A 6,941-nucleotide genomic window follows, 5' to 3' on the forward strand; every position below is an offset into this window, starting at 1 on the left:
TCGCCGTCGCCCTCGCCCGTCTCGGTGAGCTCGCCGGTCGCTGGGTAGAGCCCGTCCTCGTGGATCGACGCGTACAGCACGTCCGCTCGGTCGTAGAAGATGTCCTGGGTGCCGTTGCCGTGGTGGACGTCCCAGTCGAGGATCGCGACCCGGTCGGCGCGGCCCCGATCGATGACGTGCTGGCCCGCGACCGCGGCGTTGTTGAAGAAACAGAAACCCATCGCGTCGGCGGTGACCGCGTGATGGCCCGGCGGACGACCGATCGCGAACGGGGTCTTTCGACCGTTCTCGCCGTCGAGCGCCGCGTCCGCCGCCCACTGCGCCAGTCCGGCCGCCGAGAGCGCGGCGTCCCACGTCCCCTCGCCGGCGACGGTGTCCGGGTCCCAGTTACCCCCGCCGTCCGCACAGAACGCCTCGAGTTCGTCGACGTAGTCGTCGGCGTGGACCGCCGTCACCGCCCCGCGGTTCGCCGGCGACGCCTCGGTGTACTCGACGCCGTGCCGCTTCGCGAGGCCGCGGCGGATCGCGCGCAGTCGGTCCGGGTTCTCGGGGTGTCGATCGCCCGTGTCGTGGTCGAGACACCGCTCGCTGTAGCCGAAGCGCATCTATTCGAACAGCGCGAAGTACGTCTCGATGTCCTCGGCCTGTACGGTCCGGCGATCGGCGTGGCGTGCCAGCGTCGCCGCGGCGCTCGCCACGTTGTCGGCGTAGTCCTCGAGGATGTCGGCCAACGCGATCCGCGCGTCGACGCCGACGCGATACCGGTCGTCGATGCGGAGCCGCGCGATCCGATCGATGGGCGCGACGGGGAGGGACAGCTCCTCGCGGGGGATGACCTGCTCGACGCCGAAGTCCGACGCCATCAGCGTCTTCCGCCCGTCCGCCGTCGCGTGCTCGGCCGCGTCGATCGCCAGTTCCGCGCCGTGCGACTGGATCCGCCGGGCCAGCTCCTCGGCCGCGTCGGCGCTGACCCGGAGCTCGCCGGCGTTCCGCCGGATGATCGTATCGACCGGCGCGAACGGCAATTCGACACTCATACACACAGTCGGGTTCGTCCACCGTATAACGCTTTCCGTTACCGGCGTCTACGTGCCCGAAAGACGGCCTCGAAGCCACTCAGCAGGTCGTTTCGCACCGCCGACGCACGGCGTCCCGCCCCCTCCGCGCGAGAATCGCGCGGCGACGTGGCCTAGAACACGTCCTCGGCGTGGATCGTCCCGTCTCGTTCCGGGCCGCGAACCGTGATCTCCTCGCCGAGTCGCAGGCTCGCGCCCGTCTCGACGCTTTTCGTTCGCTCGCCGTCGTCCAACACGACCGGGTCTCCCGTCTGGACGACCGTTCCCGTGAACTCCACGTCGTCCGCGGCTCCGGATTCGACGGTCGCCGTCGCGGTGCCGTCGCCGTCCGTGACCGCCTCGGCTCCCCCGTCGGATCCCGGCGAGTCGCCGAAGGCGTCCAGCCCCGCGTCCGTCGCCGACGCGTTCGTCGCCTCCGTCGTGTCGTCGTCGCTCGCGCGCCCGGAACCCGCGTCGTCACCGCCGGATTCGAGCACGGAGACGGTCGAGCGCCAGTTCGCGGACGCCTCCAGGTCGTCCTGCCAGCCGTCCTGTATCTCCACGTCGGTGAAGACGACGCGGTCGGCCAACTCGATCTCGCGGTCGGCCTTCTCGCCCCACAGCGCGACCCGGATCTCGCCCGTCTCGTCCTTGATCCGGACGTTCCGCACCTGTCCCTCGCTCCCGTCGTCGCGGTCGAACGTCCGTGTCGGGTCCGTCTCGATGACCCCGCCCGCGACGTCGACGGTCTGACCGATCTCCAACTCGGCGATGTCCGTCGTCTCCGGGACGTACTCGACGTCCTCGTCGACGCGGTCGACGGTGCCGCGGTCCCCGACGTGAAGCTCCAGGTCGCCGTCACGCTCGCGGACGTAACCGTCGCCCACCTCGACGACCTCGCCGGACTCGAACTCCTCCGCGAGGTCGGCCTTGTCGTCCCACAGGGTGACCCGGACCCGACCGGTCTCGTCGCCGACGGTGAGGTTCGCCACTCGGCCCTCGCTGCCGTCGTCGCGGTCGAACGTCCGGATCGAGTCGGTGTCGAGCACCTTCCCGACCAGGTCGACGTCGGACGCGCCCAGAGAGAGGTCCTCGACGCGGTAGGTGTCGAGCACCTGCACGTCGACCTCGGCGTCCTCGTCCGGTTCGACTTTGTCGGCGCTCACCTCGAGGCCGCTGTACCCCTCCTTCGGCCGGCCCATGACCCGCAGCACCTGACCGACCTCCAACTGTTCCTCGGCCGCGGCCGCCATCTCGTCCCACAGCGCGACCCGGACGGAGCCGGACGCGTCCGCGACGTCGACGTTACAGACCCGTCCCTCGTCGTCCTCGCCGTCGCGCTCGAACGTGCGGACGTCGCCGATGGAGGTCACCTTCCCGAGGAACTTCACGTCGTTCATGCCGGGCTCGATGTCGGCGATGGTGTCGGCCTCCTCGTCGCGGAGCTCGTGCGCGATGAGCATCGCGGCGGTCTCCTCGTCCGCGAGCCCGCCCATCTGCTCGACTTTGTCCTCGACGGCGGCCGCGAACTCCTCGAACTCGACGTCGGTCTCGAGGTCCTCGTAGACGTCCTCTATGGCTCCCATACGCGTACCTCGTAGGGTCGTCGACTCCGCGGATAAGCGTTGTCCTTGCGCCGTTTCCGCGCCGTCATCGGTCGCGCTCTCTCGTCGCTCTCGAGTCGCGTTTTCGCTCGGCATACCCCGCACTCGTCCCGGTTCAGTACAAAAACGTTCAGTCGTCCGCACCGCTCTCGGCGAGGATCGCGATCGGGCCATGCGACCGTCGGACACGCGACCGCCGGACCGTAACCGTCTTAAGTATCTCGGCGGTACGTGTAATCGAGTCCTGGTAGGGTAGTGGACTATCCTCTTGGCTTGCGGAGCCAGGGACCGGAGTTCAAATCTCCGTCAGGACGCTCACTTCTCGCAGCCGCTCCGCTTCGCGGAGCGCCTGCTTCGGCGTTCGCGTCCTGACGTGCCCCACGCTCGCTACGCTCGCGTGGGACTCCGTCAGGACGCTTTCGGATACACGCACGACTCGCTACGCTCGTCGTTTGATGTATCCGAGAATTCCGCGGAGATTTGAGCAGAAAAGTCGCAGCCGGGGAGCGAACGGAGTGAGTGACTCGGATCGTCTTTTCGAGTTCAAATCTCCGTCAGGACCGAACGCAGCGGCTGTCGAACGAAGTGAGACAGCCGCAAAGTGAGCGTCCTGACGTGCCCGGCGCTCGCTTCGCTCGCGCAGGACTCCGTCAGGACGTTACGGATCAAAAAGGAGGACTCTCGAACAATCCTCGTGTTTCTGTGGAGCCCTGATCAGCTCACTACGGGCTGTTCACGGATCGATCGAAGCGAGGATTTCGGCTATTTTTGGAATCGAGTGCGGGTTTCACGCGTTTCCAGCACTCGCACCGCCGACCACGAGCGTCGGGACGTCCGTCAATCTGACCACACGTTCCGTGGTGCTTCCAGTGGTGGCGATGCGTGAGAGTCCGGTTCGTCCCTGCGTTCCCATCACGATGAGGTCGACCTCGTAGTCTACGGCGGCGTCGACGATCTCCTCGCTGGGCACCCCACGACGAAGGTGGCGCTCGACGTATATGTCGCGCTCGTCGCCCCGTGTAGCCACCGCATCCAGCGCCTCCTCACCGGTCTCTTCCTGTTTCTCGACCGCGAAGTCCCAGTGACCGCTCGGTCCCGCCCGTTCGACGACGAACAACGCGTGGACGATCGCGCCGAACCGCTCGGCGAGATCGATCGCGTGTTCGGCGGCCAAGTCGCTGTGGTCGCTCCCGTCCGTCGGAACGAGGATACGGTCGTACATACCCCCTCAGCGCGTGGGAGACGAATAAACACCGGGGCGGCCACCGGCCGATGAATTCGAATCGTTCCATGACGTCCTAGAATCCCGAGTTCCCGGCGAGAACGCCGCCGTCGACTCCGATCAGTCGTGCGGGTGGAACCGCTCCATCGCCCGCTTGACTGCGTCGATGTCGCCGATGAAGGTGACGTGGTCGCCGTACTCCAAGACGCTGTCCGCCGAGGGGACGTGGTTCTCGCCGTCGCGGCTGACGACGGCGACGAAGGTCCCGTCCGGAATGTCCGCGTTGAGGTCGCGAATGCTCTTGCCGGCGAGCCTCTCGGAGGTCACCTCCACCTCCTGAACGTCGTGGTCGTCGCCGAGCTCGTTCATCCAGTGGGTGAGCGCGGGGCGCTCGATCTCGTCGTCGATGGCCACCGCGGTCGCCGTCGTGGCGTCGATGGCCTCGACGCCGATGCTCTCGAACGCGTCGACGTTCTCCGGCTCGTTCACCCGCGAGTACACCGACTCGACGTCGAACTTGGTGATGGCGAGCTGGCACGCGAGGAGGTTGATGTCGTCGTCGGCCGTGGTCGTGACGAACCGCTTTGCGTCCTCGATGCCCGCCTTGCGCAACGCCTCGGCCTCGCTTCCGTCGCCCTCGCGAACGGTGTATCCCTCGGCACGTGCGCGCTCGACCACGTCCGCGTCGGATTCGACGATGACGACGAACTCGCCCCTGTTCTCCAGTCGTGTGGCGAGCGCCCGGCCGATCCGACCCCCGCCGATGATTATCGTACGCATTGGTGACACTCCGAGGTACTCGCCGATCTGCCGCGCCATGCCCGCCTCGATCGCGACCGTCGCGAAGATGACGGCGAACACCGTCCCGACGAGCAGCTGCCCGGCCGCGACGTTGCCCGCGAGCTCCAGCTCGATGGCGAAGAGCGTCGCCACGCTCGCCGGGATGATCCCCCGCGGGCCGACCGCCGCGATGAACAGCCGCTCCGCTCGCGTGAACCGCTCGACGCCGACGGTGGCGATGAACGCGCCCAGCGGCCGCAACACGAGCATGACCACGAGCACGATCCCGATCGCGCCGACGCCGAGCCCGAGGATCGCCTCGACGTCTATCAGCGCGGCCAGCGAGATGAACACGAACGAGAGCACGACCAGGGTCGTGTTCTCCGCGAACCGTTCGATCTCCTCCCTGTTGTCGATGCCGAGGTTTCCGAGCAGCATCCCGCTCGTCGCCGCCGCGGCGATACCCGCCTCCGCCGCGACGGCCTCGGCGGCCGCGAACGACCCGATCGCCGCGGCCAACACGAGGAACTGTGACGCCTGGACGTCGCGTTCGGGCACGAAATCGCTGTCCAGTAGGAGATAGATGACGACGGTCGCGAGCACCCCCGCGGCGACGCCGACGCCGAACCGTTGGAGGAAGGAGACGAAGGTAGCGGGCACGCCGAGGTCGTCGAGCAGCAGCGTCTCGAAGACTACCACGGCGACGATCGCCGCGGTCACGTCGTTGACGATCCCCTCCGTCTCCAGCGCGGTCGCCACGTGGTCCCGGACGCGGACGACGTTGAGTATCGGCGTGATGACCGTGGGGCCGGTCGCGACGAGCAGGGCTCCGATCAGCAGCGCGATCTCCCAGGTGGCCCCCTCGAGGAACCTGACCGCGACCGCGGTTCCGAGGAACATCACGAGGGCGCTGACCGTGACCAGCCGGAGCGACACCGTCGACGCGCGGCGGATCCGGTCGATCCGAAGCGCGAACGCCCCCTCGAAGACGATGATCGCGACGCTGAGTCCGACGATGATCTCGAGGCCGTCCCCGAACGTGTCGAGGGTCACGAGCCCGAGCACCTCGGGACCGAGGACGACCCCGATCGCGAGGTAAAAGACCACGCTCGGTACCTTCAGCCGATGTGCGAGCAGCTGCACGGCGAGCCCCGAAACGAGAATGGCCGCGACGACCGGCAGGAGACTACTGGACACGTCTATCGGATTATTGTACCCAACGTACATTACTGTGTTGGTTCGTCGACGATCGAACTCGGGATTTATGTTCGTCCCTGACCGAGACGCTCGACGTGACGCGTGACGGCCGCGGCGACCACGGCGACACGAACGACCACGGCGATGCGGACAGCCGCGGCGACGTGGACAGCCGCGGCGGCGCGAACGACCGCAACGAACCGATCGCCGCCGCACTCGAGGCGGGGATCGCGCTGTTCAACGCCGGCTACGTCTCCGCGGCGCACGATCGCTGGAAGTCGGCACGGATGGCGATCTCCGACGACGCTGTTGCCGACGACGACGCCGACATCGAACCGGGAGACGAGCGGGTCCTCCGCGGGCTGGCCGCGGTCGCGACCGCGGCCGATCACGCGAGAGGCGGGGATCGGTCCGACGCCGCGGACCACGCCACGCGCGCCGTGGACCTCCTCGACGGGATCGACGAGGCGTGCCACGGGATCGCTCTCGAGCCGATCCGCGAGTGGTGCCGACGGCTCGCCGCGGGCCCGGGAGCGATCGGTGACGACCCGCCGCCGATCCGGATCGACGGCGTCGCCGTCGGGTTCGAGGACCTGGACTTGGCGGCGACGCTCTCGGCCGCGCCCGAGCTGGCGGCCGCGGTCGACGCCGAAAACGAGGAGACGATGTCGGTCGCGGCGGCGCTCGCACGTGAGGAGTACGGAACGGGCCGGACGCAGGTCACGGAACTCGTGTTCGCGTATCTTCGCCGGCCGGAGGCACGCCCGCAGATCGCGGCGCGGATCGCCGACCGCGTCGACCGGGACCGTCGCGAACGTCGGGATGTCTCGGGCCTGTTCGAGTGAGCGGGAGCATCAGGGTTCGTCCGTCGGGGGATCCTCGACGATCGGCTCGCCCTCGAAGGTGTAGTTCGCGGAGTTGTCCTGTGGATCGTAGCCGAGGACCTCGCGAGCGCGTTCGATGGAGTAGTACTTCCGGTCGTTGTCGGAGATGCCGTAGACGATCTCGAACTCGTAGTCGGCCCGGAGACACCGGTCGAAGAGGTGGGCACAGTCGCCGTGTGAGAGCCACATCGCCTGCCCG

6 protein-coding genes, 1 tRNA gene and 1 pseudogene are annotated in these 6,941 nt (G+C 67.9%); 2 read left to right on the forward strand and 6 right to left on the reverse strand.

Translation table 11 applies throughout. The features are described 5' to 3' along the window. The 3 genes from OKW78_RS16215 to OKW78_RS16225 form a co-directional block, all read right to left on the reverse strand. The coding region (locus OKW78_RS16215; RefSeq protein ID WP_281196102.1) for a histone deacetylase at nt 1-605 on the reverse strand (605 nt) is incomplete at its 3' end. Further along, nucleotides 606-1,037 carry a histone gene (locus tag OKW78_RS16220; protein ID WP_281196103.1) on the reverse strand — a complete coding sequence of 144 codons (432 nt, stop codon included), beginning with the start codon at nt 1,035-1,037 and terminating at the stop codon, nt 606-608. A gap of 152 nt (nt 1,038-1,189) precedes the next feature. Continuing rightward, entirely contained in the window at nt 1,190-2,641 is a 1,452-nt protein-coding gene (locus OKW78_RS16225; protein ID WP_281196104.1) for a single-stranded DNA binding protein, read from the reverse strand. 259 nt (nt 2,642-2,900) lie between these two features. Here OKW78_RS16225 and OKW78_RS16230 point away from each other — a divergent pair. Continuing rightward, nucleotides 2,901-2,973: transfer RNA gene (locus tag OKW78_RS16230), tRNA-Arg, on the forward strand. A gap of 473 nt (nt 2,974-3,446) precedes the next feature. On the opposite strand, the gene OKW78_RS16235 is transcribed toward OKW78_RS16230, so the two are convergent. After that, nucleotides 3,447-3,881: a universal stress protein gene (locus OKW78_RS16235; RefSeq protein ID WP_281196105.1), complete on the reverse strand. Its 435-nt coding sequence runs from the start codon at nt 3,879-3,881 to the stop codon at nt 3,447-3,449. A gap of 120 nt (nt 3,882-4,001) precedes the next feature. After that, on the reverse strand, nt 4,002-5,888 hold the full coding sequence (locus OKW78_RS16240; protein ID WP_281196106.1) for a cation:proton antiporter: 1,887 nt from the start codon (nt 5,886-5,888) through the stop codon (nt 4,002-4,004). Nucleotides 5,889-5,953: 65 nt separating this feature from the next. Here OKW78_RS16240 and OKW78_RS16245 point away from each other — a divergent pair, with 65 nt between their 5' ends. Then, nucleotides 5,954-6,703 carry a DUF309 domain-containing protein gene (locus tag OKW78_RS16245; protein WP_281196107.1) on the forward strand — a complete coding sequence of 250 codons (750 nt, stop codon included), beginning with the start codon at nt 5,954-5,956 and terminating at the stop codon, nt 6,701-6,703. A 9-nt stretch (nt 6,704-6,712) separates the two neighbouring features. Here the strand turns inward: OKW78_RS16245 and OKW78_RS16250 are convergent. Then, nucleotides 6,713-6,941: pseudogene (locus OKW78_RS16250) on the reverse strand (NAD(P)-dependent oxidoreductase); the annotation flags it as partial.

Source organism: Halorubrum sp. F4 (assembly GCF_027257195.1).
In the GTDB taxonomy this organism is placed as follows: domain Archaea; phylum Halobacteriota; class Halobacteria; order Halobacteriales; family Haloferacaceae; genus Halorubrum.